We start from the raw sequence: 14,961 nt of genomic DNA on the forward strand, positions 1-14,961 counted from the left end.
TAACACTTGCAAATGGGAAAACAAACCCCATATTCTGCAGAATGAACGCTAGGGAAATTATTCAGCTGTCCGATTAATCATCACAGGAATCCAAATGGAACAATTTCACGGGACAACCATCGTATCAGTCCGGCGCGGCAGTACCGTCGCACTGGGTGGAGACGGTCAGGTCACACTCGGCAATATCGTTATCAAGGGAACCGCAAGAAAAGTCCGCAAACTGTATAACGGGCGCGTTCTCGCCGGTTTTGCAGGCGGAACCGCCGATGCCTTTACCCTGATCGAACGTTTTGAAGCCAAACTCGAAAAACATCAGGGCAACCTGCTCCGTTCGTCCGTCGAACTGGCAAAAGACTGGAGAACAGATCGCATGCTTCGCCGTCTGGAAGCCATGCTGCTGGTTGCCGACAGGGAATCCACGCTTGTCATTACCGGCAATGGCGATGTACTGGAACCCGAAGAAGGTGTCGGAGCCATCGGTTCCGGCGGAGCCTATGCCCAATCCGCTGCACTGGCTCTCGTACGCAACACCGATTTGCCTCCGGCTGAAATCATCAGCAAGGCACTCGGCATCGCAGGCGACCTGTGCATCTATACCAATCAGGCGCACATCATTGAAACACTGGATTAATCCCGCTTTTCAGAAATTATTTTTTCCGCAGAAAACAAATCATGAATTTAACCCCGGATCAGATTGTCACTGAACTCGACAAACACGTCGTCGGTCAGTCAAAAGCAAAACGTGCCGTTGCCATCGCCTTGCGTAATCGCTGGCGCCGTCAACAGGTCGCGGAACCATTGAGACACGAAATCACACCCAAAAACATCCTGATGATCGGACCTACCGGCGTCGGCAAAACCGAAATTGCCAGACGGCTCGCCCGTCTGGCTGAAGCCCCGTTCATCAAGATCGAGGCAACCAAATTCACCGAGGTCGGCTACGTCGGACGTGACGTCGATACCATCATTCGTGATCTCGTCGATATCAGCATCAAACAGACCCGTGAAGCGGAAATGAAAAAAGTCCGCACCAAAGCCATCGATGCGGCTGAAGACAGGGTACTGAATATCCTGATTCCGCCTCCACGTGACTTCGGCTTCAACTCGAACGAATCGAATGCTTCCTCTGGTGAAAACACAAGGCAGGTTTTCCGAAAAAAACTCCGTGAAGGCAGCCTTGACGACAAGGAAATCGAAATCGAGGTGGATGAATCCGGCCCGCATATGGAAATTATGGCGCCTCCCGGCATGGAAGAGATGACGGAACAGATCAAATCCATGTTTTCCGGTATGGGTAGCGGCAGGAAGAAAAGCAGGAAAGTCAAAGTACGCGACGCCATCAAACTGCTTATCGAAGAAGAAGCGGCCAAACTGGTCAATGAAGACGAACTGCGCCAGAAAGCCATCACGAATGCCGAACAAAACGGTATTGTCTTTCTGGACGAAATCGACAAGATCGCGTCCCGTTCGGAAATCGGTGGCGCCGACGTATCGCGTGCCGGTGTTCAGCGTGACCTGCTTCCCCTGATTGAAGGGACGACGGTCAATACAAAATATGGCATGATCAAGACCGACCATATCCTGTTTATCGCTTCAGGAGCATTCCAGTTGTCAAAACCGTCCGACCTTATTCCGGAATTGCAGGGGCGTCTTCCAATCCGTGTCGAACTGGAATCCCTGTCGATTGAAGATTTTGAACAGATATTGACCAGCACGGAAGCCAGCCTGATCTCGCAATACAAGGCATTGCTGGCAACCGAAGGCATGCAACTGGAATTCGACAACGAAGCCATCAGACGACTTGCTGAAATTTCCCATACCGTCAACGAACGCACCGAGAACATCGGCGCACGCCGGCTTTATACGGTCATGGAACGCTTGCTTGAAGAAATTTCCTTCACAGCCGTCGATTACAATGGAACCCTTACGATAGACAAGGCCTACGTCAATGAACGGCTGGAAGCCTTGTCCACCGACGAGGATCTTTCCAGATACGTACTTTAAGTCTGGCCAGCCAATAAAAAGGGGGTGCTTCCTGCATGAAAGCCCCCCTTTTTTTATTTTACCCAGACAATGACGTCTTCCGGAGCCTGCCGTGTTTTTTCAGCAGGGTCTTTCAAACGATAACCGAACGCCACCATAACGCCCAATCCGAACTGGCCGTTATCGGTCAGGCCGTTTTTATCCAGCACTTCTTCAATCGCTGCCATATTGCCACCTTCGATGGCGCAGGAGTCGATTTTCAACAGGGCGGCTGTCGTCATCATATTGCCCAGTGCGATATAAGCCTGTTTGACAGCCCAGTCGAAAAGGGCTCTGGACGTCGCACTGATACCGTTTTCTTCCAGAAACTGGCGAAAACGTTCCCGTTTCATTTCAGCCGTTTCGGCAGGAAGATGCTGCACGTCTTTCATCATGTGCGTGATGAAAGGGGAATCGTGACGCATGCCATCCTTGCGACATAAAATGGCAACGTAATGGCTGGCTGTCGGCAATTGCCCCTGCGCTCCCCACGTTACCGGCTTCAGTTCTTCCCTCAGTTCCCTGTTCTGTATCACGACGAAACGCCAGGGTTCAAAACCGAAAGAACTCGGTGAAAGCCTGCCGGATTCGAGAATGACATTGAAATCCTCTTCGCTGATTTTTTTCGACTCATCGAATTTCTTGGTCGCATGACGGAATTTGAATGCATCGAGAATATCTTCACGGGTAACCATAACACCTCCGTATTATTTGAATTGATTCGTCACCATAAAGCCTAAAAACCTGTCATTCGGTGACCTTTATCTGAAACAAAAAAGCGCATCCGGAAAAGATGCGCTTTTTATCAGTGCCAATCTAACTGTTCGGCCCCTTATCTGGCATTCCACAGCGCTTGTGCCGTGTCCAGCATGCGGCAGGAGAAGCCCCATTCATTGTCGTACCATGACAGAACCTTGACCAGAGAACCGCCAATGACACGGGTCTGGGTCGAGTCGAAAATGCTGGAAGCCGGATTGTGATTGAAGTCCGTCGAAACCAGCGGTTCAGTATTGTATTCGAGAATACCTTTCAACTTGCCTTCGGAAGCGGCTTTCATGACCGTGTTCACTTCTTCAACACTGGTATTGCGGGACGCATTGAAGGTCAGATCGACGACAGAAACGTTAATGGTCGGAACCCGAACGGCAAAACCGTCCAGTTTGCCATTCAGCTCAGGCAGGACGAGACCCACAGCGGCTGCAGCGCCCGTTTTGGTCGGGATGATGTTCAGGGCGGCGGCACGGGCACGTCTCGGATCGTTGTGATAAACGTCGGTCAGCACCTGATCGTTGGTGTAGGAGTGGATGGTCGTCATCAGGCCGTCAACGATGCCAAGGCCATCATTCAAGGCCATAGCAAGCGGTGCCAGACAGTTCGTCGTACAGGAAGCATTCGAAATGACCGTGTCGCTGGCTTTCAGAACGTTCTGGTTGACGCCGAAAACGACGGTTGCATCGACATCCTTGCCGCCCGGAGCGGAAATGATGACTTTTTTGGCACCTGCACGGATATGCGCGGAAGCGGCTTCCTTGGTGGTGAAAAAGCCGGTGCATTCCATGACGATGTCAATGTTCAGTTCTTTCCATGGAAGGTTTTCAGGATTACGGTCGCCCGTCACACGAATGCGGTCACCATTGACGATCAGATAATCGCCATCAACAGACACTTCAGCCGGAAATTTGCCATGAGCGGTATCGTATTTGGTCAGGAGGGCGATAGTATCGATATTGCCTGGATTGTTGATGGCAACAATTTCAATATCGTGATGCTTGCCGTATTCATAATGAGCGCGAAGAACGTTTCTGCCGATACGGCCATAACCATTGATTGCCACACGGATAGTCATAAATTAGCTCCTGAGATAGTGTTAAATCTGTTAATCCGCATGCGAGTGTAGCACTCGCATGCCATAAATTCAGCTTATTTGCTCAAAACGGATTCGACTTTGGAAACGACGTTTTCCACGGTGAAACCGAAATGTTTGAAGAGTGTTCCTGCCGGTGCGGATTCACCGAATGTCGTCATGCCGACAACGTCGCCATCCAATCCGACATATTTGCGCCAGTAATCCGAAGCAGCCGCCTCAATGGCGACTCTCGGCAATTCTCTCGGCAAAACGCTGTTTCTGTACAGCGCGTCCTGCTTGTCGAAAATATCGGAAGACGGCATGGAAACGACCCGTGCAGGAATGTTTTTCTTCGCCAGTTCATCGGCCGATTTCATTGCCAGCTCGACTTCCGAACCGGTCGCGATCAGAATCACTTTGGCGTCCGGTGCGTCTCTCAATACATAGCCACCCTTGCTGATATTGCCGATCTGTTCTTCGGTTCTTTCAAAATAAGGCAGGTTCTGGCGCGACAGGATCAGTACACTAGGTGTTTTCCGTTTCTTCACGGCATTGCCCCACGCGACGGCCGTTTCAACGGTATCGCATGGACGCCAGTTTTCCAGACCCGGGATGAGCCGCAGGCTGGCCGTCTGTTCGATTGGCTGATGGGTCGGGCCGTCTTCGCCGACACCGATGGAATCATGTGTGAACACGTAAATCGTGCCGATCTGCATCAGGGACGACATTCTGATCGCATTACGGCAATAGTCGGAAAAAGTCAGGAACGTCCCGCCGAACGGGATGAAACCGCCATGCAAAACGATACCGTTCATGATTGCGGACATGCCGAATTCACGGACACCATAATTGATGTAGTTGCCTTCCTTGCCTTCACGGACAGGAACACATCCTTTCCAGTTCGTCAGATTCGAACCGGTCAGATCGGCCGAACCGCCGAGGAACTCCGGCAATGCCGGTGCCAGTGCATCGATGGCGTTCTGGCTGGCCTTGCGGGTGGCAATCGTTTCTTTTTTGGCATTGCAATCGGCAATGTAATTGCGAACGACTTCATCGAAATCGGCTGGCAACTGGCCGGAAATGCGGCGCACCAGTTCGCTGGCTTCTTTCGGATATTTTTCGCTGTATTTGGCAAACAGATCATTCCATGCGGATTCCAGTGCATTTCCACTCTTGCGGGCATCCCATGCGGTATAAACGTCTTCCGGAATGTCAAATGGAGGATAATCCCAGCCGATTGCCTTGCGGGTAGCCGCGATTTCCTCGTCTCCCAGAGGCGAGCCATGTGCCTTGTTCAGTCCGGCCTTGTTCGGGGAACCTTTGCCGATCACGGTCTTGCAGCAAATCAGTGTCGGTTTGTCGGATTTCTGTGCAGCAACGATCGCTGCGTCAACGGCATTCACGTCATGACCGTCCACATCGCGGATAACGTGCCAGCCATAAGCTTCGAAACGTTCCGGCGTATTGTCGGTAAACCAGCCTTTGACATCGCCATCGATGGAAATGCTGTTGTCGTCGTAAAGGGCAATCAGTTTGTTCAGCTTCCACGTACCGGCCAGAGAACAGGATTCATGGGAAACGCCTTCCATCAGGCAACCGTCGCCGAGGAAAACGTAGGTGTAGTGATCGACGATATCGAAACCGGGCTTGTTGAATTCTTCAGCCAGCAGCTTTTCAGCCAGTGCCATGCCGACACCGTTCGAAATACCCTGTCCAAGAGGACCGGTTGTGGTATCGATACCCGGGGTCAGGTGGACTTCAGGATGTCCCGGTGTTTTTGATCCGAATTGACGGAAGTTTTTGATATCTTCCATCGTGAGGTCGTATCCTGTCAGATGCAGCAAAGCGTACTGGAGCATCGAACCGTGGCCATTGGACAGGATGAAACGATCACGGTTGAACCAGTTCGGATTGGCCGGATTGTGACGGTAGTGTCCCGACCACAACGCAACGGCTATATCCGCCATGCCCATCGGCATGCCGGGGTGTCCTGAATTCGCTTTTTGAACTGCATCCATCGCCAGTGCGCGGATAGCGCTGGCCATTTTGGTAACAGGTAATGTAGTGTTCATATCTGCCAAATAAATGAAAGATTAAAGGCATAATGGATGAATCATTATGCCAACCGGGCTTTTCCCTGTATTCTATCAGAGACTAATCCCCAGATTAAAATCAATCTATCCGCCCTGATTTGACATGACCCGTCTTTTTTGCGATTTTCCACTTGTTGTCGGTACAAATATTGATCTCCCCAAAGAGACATCCAGACATATTCAGGTTCTGCGCCTGACTGAAGGAAACGAAATCGTTCTTTTCAATGGAGAAGGGGGCGAATATTCAGCACGAATTATTTCACTTGACCGCACAAAGACAAACGTCAAAATCCTTTCCCGCCATGATCGGGAAGTGGAATTGCCATATGACATCACACTCGCACAAGCCCTTCCTGAAGCAGGAAAAATGGACTGGATCATCGAAAAAGCTGTCGAGCTGGGCGCGGCGGGAATCCAGCCGTTGGCGGCACAGCGTTCGGTCGTTCGCTTAAATGCCGATCGCGCTGAAAAAAGACTGGCCAGATGGCAGACCATCGTTACGGCCGCTTCAGAGCAGTGTGGCAGAAACACACTTATGGAAATAAGCGAACCAGTCGCTTTCAATACTTTTATCGACAATTCCGGAGGATGTCTCAGGGTCATGTTCACGCCACGCGCCACCGAAACCCTTTCAGGCTGGGCGAGGAAACAGGCACCTCAAGCCATTACCATCATGATCGGCCCTGAAGGAGGATTCTCTCCCGAAGAAGAGGAACTTGCCATTCAAAACGGAGTCATTCCCTTGTCTATGGGGTCCAGAATACTACGAACGGAAACGGCAGGAATGGCAGCTATTTCAGCCATCAATGCCATCTGGGACAACGGAAACTGATTCCTTCGGAAAGGAAAGATCATGTCGGTAAAAAGTGAAAAAGACAAAATGCTGGCAGGAGAACTCTACTATTCCAACGATCCCGTTCTGGTCAGAGAACGAGACGCTGCTTTTGCCCAGTCCAGACGCTACAATTCTCTGGGAGTGTCGCAAAAAGAGGAAAAACTGGATATTCTGAAAGCGCTTTTTGGAAGCTGTCCTGACGATCTGGAACTCGTGCCGGCCTTTCATTGCGACTACGGCTACAACATCTATCTCGGACATCATTTTTACGCCAACACCAATTGCGTGTTTCTTGATTGCGCCGAAATCAGGATCGGCAATTATGTATTTCTGGGCCCGAACGTCCAGCTTTACGCGGCAACCCACCCTCTCGATCCGGAATGTCGCCGTCAGGGAATCGAATCGGCACATCCCATTACCATAGGCGACGATGTCTGGATAGGCGGCAATACTGTCATCAATGCTGGCGTAACCATCGGTCCCGGCACGACCATCGGTTCCGGCAGCGTCGTCACGAAAGATATCCCGCCCAACGTTCTGGCTGCCGGGAACCCTTGCCGGGTCATACGGCAACTGAAGTGAAGCGGGTCACCATCCTAACCGGCGTCGTTCAACGAAGCCGAATGTTCGCGGGTGGCATGGAACCTGACTTTCGGCCAGCGTTCTTCGGTCAGCCTGAGATTCACGCCTGAGGTTGCCAGATAAGTCATATTGCCTGCAGCATCGTAGGCGACATTGTGCGCCAATGACCGTTCAAAATCGGACAGCATCTTTTTGTCTTCGCAGGAAACCCAGCGGGCACTCGTCGTACTCGTGCTTTCGAAAACCGCATCCACCCCGTATTCATTCATCAAACGGCTGGCAACGACTTCGAACTGCAGCACACCGACGGCTCCCAGAATCAGGTCGCTGCCCATAACAGGTTTGAAAACCTGAACGGCACCTTCTTCACCCAGCTGCTGCAAGCCCTTGTGCAATTGCTTGACCTTCAGTGGGTTGCGAATCCGGACACTGCGGAAAATTTCAGGGGCGAAGAAAGGAATGCCCGTGAATTGCAGGACTTCGCCTTCCGAAAAGCTGTCGCCGATCTGCATATTGCCGTGATTGGGCAAACCGATGATATCGCCTGCATACGCTTCTTCGACCTGTTCACGCGAAGATGCCATAAAAGTAACCACACTCGACACCTTGATATCCCGATTCAATCTCAGATGTTTCAGGCGCATTCCGCGCTCGAAACGGCCTGAAGTCACCCTCATGAAAGCGATACGATCCCGGTGGGCAGGGTCCATGTTGGCCTGAATCTTGAAAACGAAACCGGAAAAAGGCGTTTCCGTCGGTTCGACTTTTCGCTGGATCGCTTCCCGTCCCAGAGGTGGGCGCGCCCAGTCGAGCAAGGCGTTCAATACTTCACGGACACCGAAATTATTGATGGCCGAGCCGAAGAATACCGGAGTCAGTGTCCCGGCAAGGAATTCTTCCAGCACAAACGGATTGGATGCCCCCTTGACCAGCTCGACTTCCATTTGCAACTGTTCCATTTCCATCGGAAACATTTCCATCAGGCGTGGATTGTCGATACCCTTGATAACCTCGAAAGTCTGGTCTGCCTTTTCATTGCCCGGCGCAAACAGCATGATTTCATCGTTCAGCAAATGATAGACACCCCGGAAATTCTTGCCCATACCAATTGGCCAGGTTACCGGTGTCGAACGGATATTCAGCACCGTTTCCAGTTCGTCGAGCAATTCAAGCGGGTCGCGCGCTTCACGATCAAGTTTGTTCATGAACGTGATGATCGGCGTATTGCGCATCCGGCAGACTTCAAGCAACTTGATCGTCTGCGCTTCCACACCATGCCCGGCATCGATTACCATCAGCGCCGTATCGACCGCCGTCAGAACGCGATAGGTATCTTCTGAAAAATCCTGATGGCCCGGCGTATCCAGCAAATTGACGATATGGTCGCGATACTCGAACTGCATCACCGAACTGGCGACCGAAATGCCACGCTGCTTTTCGATCTCCATCCAGTCAGACGTTGCATGCCGTGCACTTTTGCGTGCCTTGACCGTACCCGCCATCTGGATTGCGCCAGAAAACAGCAACAGCTTCTCTGTCAGTGTCGTCTTTCCTGCGTCAGGATGGGAAATAATACCGAAAGTGCGGCGGCGGGCGACTTCGCGGGCGATTTTCCTGGATAAATTGTCTCTGGATTCAGAAGTTGAAGCGACTTCATCGACAACTCCCGGATTTTCCGGATCGGAAGGAACAGTCATGGTGCCTTAAAGATTTACGTGAGCTAAATTTGACAAGTTTAGCGTTTCTTCAAAAGAAAGTGAATTCAATCAGTTAAAACGCGCGATAAAATGTATAATAATAAATTGCTTCAGACTTTTCTGTAACGAAAAGCCAATACTCTTCATCAGGACATGGGGGCGACTTGGATTCGACAGGGGTTGCAAAGCAGAACAGGGCATATCGAGGGCTGGTGACCTCGTAAATCCATCCAGAAAAAAAGTAAACGCTAACGATAATAGTTACGCATTAGCCGCTTAATCCCGGCTATCCCTACACTGTTTCTTTCCTGGGGCAGGCCGCAAGGCACGTAGGGTCATATACAGGAAATCGCTTCGGGTCGGGTTACTTGGCCAGAAGTTAAATAATAGGTAACTCGTCTGATTGCAGCGTGCGTGTCCGCGTCAGTCAGATCAAATCAAATGGCAACGCTAAATATGTAGAACTGTCTGTAGAGGACTTCTGGACGCGGGTTCGAAACCCGCCGCCTCCACCATTCAATTTTCCGTTCACCGTCTCTTCGCGCTTCGGCGATGTGACTGTACATGAGTGCCGTTTTTCTTGTTATATGATTTAACGTAAACTGTTTTCGAACGTTTTGTTACGGATTTCCCCCGTGGACTCTTTGCTGCATAGGCAGGCAAAATAAACGACAGAGATAACAGAACAATCAATATGCGTTTCATCTTGTTTCCTTATGATTAACAAAATTGTTTTGTTTCCTATGATAAATTTATGTCACATAGAATTCATTTTTCAAACTTGCCAGAGGATGTCTGTCACAAACTCCATTGAACATTTATGTGGATTTATTTTCTCCTGAATCCGGTTGAGTGTTTCGCCAACATGATACGACATTCACTTATATTGCATAATTTTCAACAGTTTTCTACCGATTCTTCTTAAAAACTGATGCACATTTCTGTGACATTGCAAATATTGCCCGCCAGAAAACATATTTAAAAACAATCACTTCCTGTTTTAATCCATATCAAGAATATTCCAAATCCGGATATCGAATATTTTGTATCAGGTTATAGGATACGGATATGGCACATCCGATACACTCATATCCATACAATCTGCTGGCCGAGCTTTTGATAGCGCGGCGGCAGGAACTCGGTCTCCTGCAAACAGAAGTGGCCGAACGTCTCAACAAGCCCCAATCTTTCGTTTCCAAATATGAAAATGTCGGAAGACGTCTGGATGTCATCGAACTGATCGCGGTTCTGAAAGCGCTTGACATGACTCCTTATGAATTTTTCGACCTTTTTTTATCCAAAATCGATAAAAAAAAGTTGCCTTCAGATTTTCTTATCTGAATCTGCCGTCGGAATATCAGGACATTTCCGAGAAATATCAAACCCGGCAATGGATTCTTTGTTTCCTGTCCCCATAAGCTGCGCCTGTGCAACAATCTTTTCCATTATCATGGTATTGTTATTCCTGTTCAGTTCTTTTAGTCATTTAAAGGGTTCATCATTCTATGGAAATTGCTAAAATTCGTACTCTTGTTTCGCGTTCTGGAGAAATTCAGGGTGTTTTCGTTGTCGATCTGGTTTATATCGATGGTGTTCCCTATGCTGTTTTCGAATGGGAAAACAAGGAAGACGCGGAACCGACACCTTTATACAAAGTCCGCCTTGATCCACGTGGTCTGATGCAGTTGCCTCCGGGAGGATCGAATGGGGAAACCTATCAGTATCGTGTTTCTGTCGAAGACCCAAGACCTTTTTCCTGATCTGTATAAACCTTAACGCTTTGGCACTGGTGAATTATGGTTACGCCCGAATCGGATAATGAAATCGACGACATCATCTGGTCAGAAATTGAATCCAGTGATTCGCACGGTGATTTCGTCTGCTATGCCGTTCACGCTCCATATAAGGCAAAATATCTGGAGAATGCCAAAGCTCGTATCGAATCCGGAAAATATCTGGACAACCTCGCTCCTGTCCGCTATCTGAAGGCTGTTGAACGTATTGAAAAACTGGCCGGAACGGGCGACCCGGCGGCAACATTCCACATGGGAAAAATATATGCCATTGGCATTGCCGTTCCGCAAAATGTACCCAAAGCCGTTGAATGGTATGAAAAGGCCATCGCACTCGGAGAACCCAGAGCTTACGCCAATCTCGGCTGGTTTTATCAATCGGGTTACGGTGTTCCGACTGACAAATCGAAAGCTTTCGAATTGCTGTCGTTCGGTGCTGAAAACGGAGTTTTGTCTGCAAAGGCTGCCATCGGCATGATGCTTTTGAACGGGGAAGGATGTACCCTGAATCCGGAACTCGGGTTTCAGAAACTTGAGGAATCGTTCAACAGCGGTTATCTGAATGCGGGCAACCACATTTCTGATGTGTATTTTGAAGGCAAACTGGTTCCAGGGGATATCGAGCTTGCCCATGAATGGCTACAGAAAGTGGCGGATAGCGGCGATGAAAGATCAATGGCGATCCTTGGCCACTATCTTGTGACAGGAAGTCATGGAAAGACAGACACGGCAAAAGGGCTTGATTTGCTTGAGCAGGCAACCCGACTGCAATATCTGCCTGCCTATTTATGGCTGGGTACCTTGTACAAAAAAGGGCTTGGCGTTGAGCTGGATGCCGAAAAAGCCATTGAATGGTTCAAAAAGGGCATCAAGGCGGGCTGTCGCGACTGCCAGATAGCACTTACGATGATGTCCATGCCTGAAACGGACAATCCGAAGTCGTATCATTAACTGGCTGATTCCGGCGTCAACTTCGATATTTCCATACGAAAGTTTCGTTATTCCCTAATGTTCTGAAACGCAAATAGTGCTATCGTATGCACGAGTTTCAGATTTGTTTCTAGATTAGGAATCGGAAAAAATGCTTCGCCAGTGTTCCATCATCTTCATTTGCCTTGCGATCGCCGAATTGATCGTTCACGCCACACACATCAACTTCCCCTCGTCCCTGCTGGGCATGCTGATCCTGACTTTCTCGCTTAAAACAGGTCTGGTCAAACTGGAATGGGTAAAGGGTTTTTCCGACTTTTTGCTTTCCCATCTCGGATTGTTCTTTGTGCCCCCGGGTGTCGCCCTGATGCTTTATTTCGGTGTCATTCAGGCACAACTCATTCCTATCGCCCTTGCCACACTGGGAAGTATGTTGCTTGTTCTGCTCACAACAGGATGGACTTACCAGCTTATCCGTAAAATCCTATGAACGAATTCCTGCATAGTGAACTGTTTGCCGTTACCCTGACAGTCGGCCTTTTCTGGGGCGCACAACTGGTTCAGAAACGACTGAAATCGATCATATTGAATCCCATTCTCGTTGCCATCATCCTGATCATTGTGGTGCTTAAAATGGGAAATATTTCGTATGAAACGTATTATGCAGGAGGCAAGTATGTCGAGTTCCTGTTGAAACCGGCAATTGTCGCTCTGGGCGTTCCTCTCTATCTCCAGATCGAGCAAATCCGGAAACAGGCGTTCCCGATTCTTGCGTGCCAGCTTGTCGGCTGTATTGTCGGTGCGACTTCCGCCTATCTGATCGCCCTTCACCTTGGGGCATCTGCCGACGTTGCGATCTCACTGGCGCCGAAATCGGCGACGACCCCGATCGCCATGGAAGTCTCCAAACTGACCGGCGGCATACCGTCGTTAACGGCCATTATCGTGATTCTGACGGGTATTTTAGGCGCTATTTTCGGACGTGCTTTTTTGAAACTGGTACGGGTAAAAAGCCCGATTGCACAGGGGCTTGCGCTGGGAGCGGCAGCGCACGCCGTCGGAACGTCCCATGCGATGGAAAAAAACGTCAAACTGGGCGTCTATTCAAGTCTCGGGCTGATTATCAACGGTACGCTGACAGGTCTTTTGACGCCGTACATCCTTCATATGTTCGGCGTTTAGGCTCTTTCAGCCATATCTCTCATGATCTGACGAACCTGACAGGATCGCCTTCGATGCGCACCAGCTTTTTCTGTTCTTCAAGATAGTTCATGTGCGCGATCGATTCCCCCATCGCAAACATGCATTGATGGGTATCGACAATATCCCGCTCAAACAAGACCGGTAAAATGTCGCAGGCTGTTTTCGGAACGGAACAGGCATCAAGCAAGACCTCGCATCTTTTCTGATGATGCTTTTCAAGTTGATTGACGCGCAAATGAATTCCGATAAATGGACGTCCGTGCGATGGCAGTACCAGTGTATCTTCGGGCAAATCCGGATACCGTCTCAAGGAAGTCAGGAAATCTTTCAGCGGATTGCCATAGGGATTGGCCGCCTTCACTGGAATGTTGGTTGAAATGCTCGGCAAAAGCATGTCACCGGAAATCAGGACATTCCGTTCTTTGCAGTAAAAGGAAGCATGCTCGGGAGCGTGGCCGTATCCGACAATCACTTTCCACTCATGCTCACCTATTGTGATCATGTCATTGTCGAAAATTCTGCGATATGTTGACGGAATGAGAGGAAAACCTTTTTTGTAAACATTTCCACGCTGTTTCAAGGCATTTAGGCGGTCATCATCGAGCCCATGCCGACGGAACAATTTGACCATCGCCCCGATGGAATAACTCCTCATGTCATTTGCCAGAGCAAGACCACAGAGGTATTCGCCCTGCGTCATCCATAAGGACGCGCCCGTTTCCTGTTCCAGCCACCCGGACAATCCGACATGATCAGGGTGATAATGCGTCACGATCTGACGCGTTAACGGATATTTTTTTAACCACTCTCGCCAGAGTTCCCTGGCCTTGTTCCAGGTCACTCCGGTATCGATGACGCTCCAGCCGTTCCCATCTTTAATCAGCCATAAATTGACGTGGTTCAATACGAAAGGCAAGGGCATGCGCAACCATAAAATGCCCGGAGCGACCTCCATTACGGAGGAACCTTCCGGAACCATTCTGTCAAACGGGTAAGTGATTTCTGTCATGAATCGGGCTGCCAATCATCAAAAACAGAATTGTAGCCTTATGGCCTGATGGATACAAAAGGAGAAAAAGCATGCCTGACACGAAAAAAGCGGTAAAGGATAATCAGGACGATCTGAAAAGTATCGATGATTATCTGGATGAAGCCCTGGAGGAAACGTTTCCGGCAAGCGACCCTGTCGCAATCAGCCGACCGGACAAAAAGACGCCATTAAACAGGGACAGAAATAAAGAAACAGGGCTTCAGTGATGATCGGACGACGTTTTCGAGGCGTCATGCTTTTCCGGCGAGATGATCCTCTTGATCCACTTCATCGCTTCCTTCATTTTGCCATTCAGGGCGTAATCCAGTATGGCGGCCCTTTCCTCCGCATTTTCCTGCCGGATGCTGTCCGTGTCCGGGTGGGGCAGTTTCAGATAGCCATCCACTTCCCCGTGGTCTTTATGAATTTCCATTCCCGCCTTTTCAGCAATGCAGATCATGGGCCGGTTCGAGGCAAGGCAATGGATATACAGGGTATTGATATGCTTGTTCCGGCAATGAATGGCCGCACGGTCAAATAGCTTGGTACCCACGTTTTTCCGGCGCATGGGCGCGGAAACGGAAACGCCGAATTCGGCGACACGGTTTGGCTGCACGTCCTCACTGGGAGGCAAATTTTCTGGCAATGGAAAAGCAAGGTGGCCGACGCCGACAAGATTGAATGTACTTTCGTAGACACCGAAAATGGTATCCCTGTTGAAGTCGATGGCATTGACGTATTTCGTGACCGCTTCATCCGGCAACGCCGCACCGAAACGCAATCTTCTGTCTGCAGGACTCAATCCCAGAAAATGGTTCAGCATGAAAGGACGATCCTGTTCAGACAGTTCCTTGATGAATACAACAGGATCTTCCTTCATACCGTTTTCTCCAGCGAAAAACTTTAAATCGAAAGCATCAATCTTTGACT

At 49.7% G+C, this 14,961-nt stretch carries 17 protein-coding genes and 1 other RNA gene; 11 read left to right on the plus strand and 7 right to left on the minus strand.

Features of this window, described 5'->3' with window-relative positions:
• The first annotated feature begins 94 nt into the window (after positions 1 to 94).
• Positions 95 to 631 (plus strand): ATP-dependent protease subunit HslV, encoded by a 537-nt coding sequence (gene hslV / locus BRW83_RS00755; RefSeq protein WP_005882465.1) that lies wholly within the window; start codon positions 95 to 97, stop codon positions 629 to 631.
• A gap of 41 nt (positions 632 to 672) precedes the next feature.
• Positions 673 to 2,004, plus strand: a complete 1,332-nt coding sequence (gene hslU, locus BRW83_RS00760; protein ID WP_005882462.1) for an ATP-dependent protease ATPase subunit HslU — start codon at positions 673 to 675, stop codon at positions 2,002 to 2,004.
• 53 nt (positions 2,005 to 2,057) lie between these two features.
• Here the strand turns inward: hslU and BRW83_RS00765 are convergent, their stop codons facing one another.
• From BRW83_RS00765 to tkt, 3 genes are all read right to left on the minus strand, one after another.
• Positions 2,058 to 2,717 (minus strand): NAD(P)H-dependent oxidoreductase, encoded by a 660-nt coding sequence (locus BRW83_RS00765; protein ID WP_086131729.1) that lies wholly within the window; start codon positions 2,715 to 2,717, stop codon positions 2,058 to 2,060.
• Between the two features lie 137 nt (positions 2,718 to 2,854).
• Complete coding sequence (gap, locus tag BRW83_RS00770; protein ID WP_005882458.1) at positions 2,855 to 3,868, minus strand: type I glyceraldehyde-3-phosphate dehydrogenase; 1,014 nt, start codon at positions 3,866 to 3,868, stop codon at positions 2,855 to 2,857.
• 74 nt (positions 3,869 to 3,942) lie between these two features.
• On the minus strand, positions 3,943 to 5,940 hold the full coding sequence (gene tkt, locus BRW83_RS00775; RefSeq protein WP_005882456.1) for a transketolase: 1,998 nt from the start codon (positions 5,938 to 5,940) through the stop codon (positions 3,943 to 3,945).
• Positions 5,941 to 6,064: 124 nt separating this feature from the next.
• Between tkt and BRW83_RS00780 the strand changes: the two genes are divergently transcribed.
• Positions 6,065 to 6,793, plus strand: coding sequence for a 16S rRNA (uracil(1498)-N(3))-methyltransferase (locus tag BRW83_RS00780; RefSeq protein WP_005882454.1), 729 nt, complete (start codon positions 6,065 to 6,067; stop codon positions 6,791 to 6,793).
• A 21-nt stretch (positions 6,794 to 6,814) separates the two neighbouring features.
• On the plus strand, positions 6,815 to 7,378 hold the full coding sequence (locus tag BRW83_RS00785) for a sugar O-acetyltransferase (protein WP_005882452.1): 564 nt from the start codon (positions 6,815 to 6,817) through the stop codon (positions 7,376 to 7,378).
• A gap of 14 nt (positions 7,379 to 7,392) precedes the next feature.
• On the opposite strand, the gene BRW83_RS00790 is transcribed toward BRW83_RS00785, so the two are convergent.
• Positions 7,393 to 9,075 (minus strand): peptide chain release factor 3, encoded by a 1,683-nt coding sequence (locus tag BRW83_RS00790; RefSeq protein ID WP_005882450.1) that lies wholly within the window; start codon positions 9,073 to 9,075, stop codon positions 7,393 to 7,395.
• 155 nt (positions 9,076 to 9,230) lie between these two features.
• Here BRW83_RS00790 and ssrA point away from each other — a divergent pair.
• Positions 9,231 to 9,590: a transfer-messenger RNA gene (ssrA, locus tag BRW83_RS00795) on the plus strand.
• Positions 9,591 to 10,143: 553 nt separating this feature from the next.
• The gene (locus BRW83_RS00800) at positions 10,144 to 10,416 is read left to right on the plus strand and encodes a helix-turn-helix domain-containing protein (protein WP_005882447.1); all 273 of its coding nucleotides are present in this window, start codon (positions 10,144 to 10,146) and stop codon (positions 10,414 to 10,416) included.
• On the opposite strand, the gene BRW83_RS12050 is transcribed toward BRW83_RS00800, so the two are convergent.
• Complete coding sequence (locus BRW83_RS12050) at positions 10,399 to 10,521, minus strand: hypothetical protein (RefSeq protein ID WP_257789316.1); 123 nt, start codon at positions 10,519 to 10,521, stop codon at positions 10,399 to 10,401. The two genes, BRW83_RS00800 and BRW83_RS12050, sit on opposite strands and share 18 nt — an antisense overlap.
• A gap of 59 nt (positions 10,522 to 10,580) precedes the next feature.
• Between BRW83_RS12050 and BRW83_RS00805 the strand changes: the two genes are divergently transcribed.
• The 4 genes from BRW83_RS00805 (at position 10,581) to BRW83_RS00820 (ending at position 12,980) form a co-directional block, all read left to right on the plus strand.
• Positions 10,581 to 10,835, plus strand: coding sequence for a hypothetical protein (locus tag BRW83_RS00805; protein ID WP_005882445.1), 255 nt, complete (start codon positions 10,581 to 10,583; stop codon positions 10,833 to 10,835).
• Between the two features lie 36 nt (positions 10,836 to 10,871).
• Positions 10,872 to 11,819 carry a tetratricopeptide repeat protein gene (locus tag BRW83_RS00810; protein ID WP_005882443.1) on the plus strand — a complete coding sequence of 316 codons (948 nt, stop codon included), beginning with the start codon at positions 10,872 to 10,874 and terminating at the stop codon, positions 11,817 to 11,819.
• A gap of 130 nt (positions 11,820 to 11,949) precedes the next feature.
• A complete protein-coding gene (locus BRW83_RS00815; RefSeq protein WP_005882441.1) occupies positions 11,950 to 12,288 on the plus strand; it encodes a CidA/LrgA family protein in 339 nt (112 codons plus the stop codon).
• Positions 12,285 to 12,980, plus strand: coding sequence for an LrgB family protein (locus BRW83_RS00820; RefSeq protein WP_005882439.1), 696 nt, complete (start codon positions 12,285 to 12,287; stop codon positions 12,978 to 12,980). The genes BRW83_RS00815 and BRW83_RS00820 overlap by 4 nt, the downstream gene beginning before the upstream one ends.
• A gap of 19 nt (positions 12,981 to 12,999) precedes the next feature.
• On the opposite strand, the gene BRW83_RS00825 is transcribed toward BRW83_RS00820, so the two are convergent.
• Positions 13,000 to 14,010, minus strand: coding sequence for an MBL fold metallo-hydrolase (locus BRW83_RS00825; protein WP_036603324.1), 1,011 nt, complete (start codon positions 14,008 to 14,010; stop codon positions 13,000 to 13,002).
• Positions 14,011 to 14,081: 71 nt separating this feature from the next.
• Between BRW83_RS00825 and BRW83_RS11835 the strand changes: the two genes are divergently transcribed.
• Entirely contained in the window at positions 14,082 to 14,258 is a 177-nt protein-coding gene (locus BRW83_RS11835) for a hypothetical protein (RefSeq protein ID WP_005882435.1), read from the plus strand.
• Here BRW83_RS11835 and BRW83_RS00830 read toward each other — a convergent pair.
• Positions 14,252 to 14,911: a GNAT family N-acetyltransferase gene (locus BRW83_RS00830; RefSeq protein WP_005882433.1), complete on the minus strand. Its 660-nt coding sequence runs from the start codon at positions 14,909 to 14,911 to the stop codon at positions 14,252 to 14,254. The two genes, BRW83_RS11835 and BRW83_RS00830, sit on opposite strands and share 7 nt — an antisense overlap.
• Positions 14,912 to 14,961: the final 50 nt, after the last annotated feature.

It is taken from the genome of Oxalobacter formigenes (assembly GCF_002127965.1).
In the GTDB taxonomy this organism is placed as follows: domain Bacteria; phylum Pseudomonadota; class Gammaproteobacteria; order Burkholderiales; family Burkholderiaceae_D; genus Oxalobacter; species Oxalobacter formigenes.

Coding starts and splice junctions, on each gene's coding strand:
- BRW83_RS00825 (WP_036603324.1), bottom strand. CDS start 14,010: ATGACAGAAATCACTTACCCGTTTGACAGAATGGTTCCGGAAGGTTCC.
- BRW83_RS00805 (WP_005882445.1), top strand. CDS start 10,581: ATGGAAATTGCTAAAATTCGTACTCTTGTTTCGCGTTCTGGAGAAATT.
- BRW83_RS00820 (WP_005882439.1), top strand. CDS start 12,285: ATGAACGAATTCCTGCATAGTGAACTGTTTGCCGTTACCCTGACAGTC.
- BRW83_RS00785 (WP_005882452.1), top strand. CDS start 6,815: ATGTCGGTAAAAAGTGAAAAAGACAAAATGCTGGCAGGAGAACTCTAC.
- hslV (WP_005882465.1), top strand. CDS start 95: ATGGAACAATTTCACGGGACAACCATCGTATCAGTCCGGCGCGGCAGT.
- BRW83_RS00800 (WP_005882447.1), top strand. CDS start 10,144: ATGGCACATCCGATACACTCATATCCATACAATCTGCTGGCCGAGCTT.
- tkt (WP_005882456.1), bottom strand. CDS start 5,940: ATGAACACTACATTACCTGTTACCAAAATGGCCAGCGCTATCCGCGCA.
- hslU (WP_005882462.1), top strand. CDS start 673: ATGAATTTAACCCCGGATCAGATTGTCACTGAACTCGACAAACACGTC.
- BRW83_RS00790 (WP_005882450.1), bottom strand. CDS start 9,075: ATGACTGTTCCTTCCGATCCGGAAAATCCGGGAGTTGTCGATGAAGTC.
- BRW83_RS00780 (WP_005882454.1), top strand. CDS start 6,065: ATGACCCGTCTTTTTTGCGATTTTCCACTTGTTGTCGGTACAAATATT.
- gap (WP_005882458.1), bottom strand. CDS start 3,868: ATGACTATCCGTGTGGCAATCAATGGTTATGGCCGTATCGGCAGAAAC.
- BRW83_RS00765 (WP_086131729.1), bottom strand. CDS start 2,717: ATGGTTACCCGTGAAGATATTCTCGATGCATTCAAATTCCGTCATGCG.
- BRW83_RS00830 (WP_005882433.1), bottom strand. CDS start 14,911: ATGAAGGAAGATCCTGTTGTATTCATCAAGGAACTGTCTGAACAGGAT.
- BRW83_RS11835 (WP_005882435.1), top strand. CDS start 14,082: ATGCCTGACACGAAAAAAGCGGTAAAGGATAATCAGGACGATCTGAAA.
- BRW83_RS00810 (WP_005882443.1), top strand. CDS start 10,872: ATGGTTACGCCCGAATCGGATAATGAAATCGACGACATCATCTGGTCA.
- BRW83_RS12050 (WP_257789316.1), bottom strand. CDS start 10,521: ATGGAAAAGATTGTTGCACAGGCGCAGCTTATGGGGACAGGAAACAAA.
- BRW83_RS00815 (WP_005882441.1), top strand. CDS start 11,950: ATGCTTCGCCAGTGTTCCATCATCTTCATTTGCCTTGCGATCGCCGAA.